Genomic DNA, 2,139 nt, shown 5'->3' on the forward strand with positions numbered 1-2,139 from the left:
CACCGCTTGGCGACCGTCATCGAGACGGAGATCAGTAAACCGGGCAAACATCACAGCCAGTTCAGCCTCAACCGCACTGGCGATCAACCGCTGTGCGCCAGTACAGAGTAAATCGTGGAGTGGATCAGTGGGCTCAACTGGCTCCGGCAACATCTGTGGGGTAAGATTGGACATGGTGTATCATCTCTCTGTTGTGGGCCACCTTCCTCGAATCCCCATACACCACAAATGACCATAACTCCTCCCAGTCCGTTTCCTGACAAAATGTTATTTTCCTGTCACGATGTTGACAGCCCTTCCCGCCTAATCTGAGCCTGCAAATTTGATTCCTTGAGTCTGAATAGCTAGGCCGACACTCATCGGGAGATGAGTATAAAATTTATACTTATCAGTGCAATGCTACTCACGGCAATGGCCGGGGTGACCTCAGTCAATGCGGCTGATTACAAAAAAAATTCATTCACACTCGTTTATGACGGTGCCATTACTGAGAACGTCAAAGGCAAGGTCAACATTCACCACGTGAAATACGATCTGCATGGCATCCAGATTGCTGCGAATTTCTATACCCCTGCTAACTACGATGATCCCGCCCCAAAATACCCTGCTGTGGTGGTCGCACATCCTAATGGCGACGTGCAAGAACAAGTCGCCGGGTTGTATGCCCAGCGTCTCGCCGAGCAGGGCTACATCACGATTACTGCCGATGCGGCATATCAGGGCGCTAGCGGTGGGATGCCGCGCAGCTAAACCCGCTAATCGCATTGAGGATATCCACGGCATGGCTGACTACATCAGCCAGTATCCTAGTGTAGATACCGCATGCCTTGGTCTGCTTGGCATTTGCGGTGGCGGCGGTTATTCACTCGTTTCAGCCAAAACTGACAAGCGGTTCAAATCGATAGCGACCATCAGCATGTTTAATTCAGGCCTTATGCGCCGCAACGGTGTGCAGGATTCACAGCTGGATACTATCCAGCAGCGTCTTCAGTAGGCTTCTGATGCACGTGCTCAGGAAGTAGCCGGAGGAGAAGTGCTTTACTCCGGCGATGCCAACCTGACTGATGAACAGATTGCTAAATTACCTTTTGCCTTATATCGCCAGGGCTACAAGTACTATTGGAAAACTCACGCCCACCCGAATTCCACGTTTACATACACCACCAGCAGTCTGCTGGATTTGATGAGTTTTGACGTAACGGACCATATCAATTTAATCAATAAACCGCTGCTGATGATTGCCGGTACAAAAGCGGATACGCTCTATTATGACTGAAGATGCGTTCGCGAAAGCCACCGGTACGAAGGACAAAGAACTCTTTCTGATTGATGGTACTACCCATATCGAGACGTATTGGGTTCCTAAATACGTTGACCAAGCAATGCAAAAGTTAGACGTCTTCTTCAATAAGAAGATTTAATTAGCCTCCGACGCACGCCCCAGCCGTGCGGGCTGGGGTATGTCCATCAGCTGTAGCTATTTTCCACTTGCGTATTCATGCAATAGACCTAGATTAACTAAGTTGCGGTTAAAGATAATTACGCTGCTTAAATAGGCGCTATGAATGGAATTCATAGACCTAATCTGGAATCGGGGTAGAGTCTTGTTACCAACGGTGCAAAAGTTGGTCTTCCGCAACTTTGGTGGAAGAAAAACAATGAAACTGTAGTGGCACACTGATACTGGCCACCTGATCGGAAGGTGATATTCTCACCTTCCCAACACCACAGGTGACCCAATGGCTAAACATTTCACGCCGGAATTTAAGCTCGAAGCGGCGAAGTTAGTTGTCGACCACGGCTATACCTACGTTAAGGCCGCAGAGGCAGTTAACGTAAGCCATTCGGCTATCCCCCGTTGGGTGAATAAGCTGCGACTTGAGCGCCAGGGGAAAACGCCCGCCGGGCTTCCTCTGACGCCAGAACAGCTCGAGCTGCGTGAGGCGAGGAAGAAAATACAACGCCTTGAAATGGAGAACGAAATCCTAAAAAAGGCTACGGCGCTCTTAATGTCGGACGCACTCAACGGTTCACGGTAGTCGACAGGCTAAGAGCGAGGTATCCGGTCGCTGCGTTGTGCCAGACTTTTGACGTCCATCGCAGCAGCTACAGGCACTGGCCGGCTTCAGCGAATGAGCC

1 protein-coding gene and 2 pseudogenes are annotated in these 2,139 nt (G+C 50.1%); 2 read left to right on the forward strand and 1 reads right to left on the reverse strand.

Annotated elements, in window-relative coordinates; all coding sequences use genetic code 11:
• Positions 1 to 174, reverse strand: a pseudogene (locus tag BBW68_RS19420) (IS256 family transposase); the annotation flags it as partial.
• 222 nt (positions 175 to 396) lie between these two features.
• On the opposite strand from BBW68_RS19420, the pseudogene BBW68_RS02680 reads away from it, so the two are divergent.
• Both BBW68_RS02680 and BBW68_RS02685 read left to right on the forward strand, forming a co-directional pair.
• A pseudogene (locus BBW68_RS02680) lies at positions 397 to 1,421 on the forward strand (alpha/beta hydrolase).
• Between the two features lie 318 nt (positions 1,422 to 1,739).
• On the forward strand, positions 1,740 to 2,039 hold the full coding sequence (locus BBW68_RS02685; protein ID WP_070133583.1) for an IS3 family transposase: 300 nt from the start codon (positions 1,740 to 1,742) through the stop codon (positions 2,037 to 2,039).
• Positions 2,040 to 2,139: the final 100 nt, after the last annotated feature.

It is taken from the genome of Candidatus Erwinia dacicola (assembly GCF_001756855.1).
GTDB classification, from domain to species: domain Bacteria; phylum Pseudomonadota; class Gammaproteobacteria; order Enterobacterales; family Enterobacteriaceae; genus Erwinia; species Erwinia dacicola.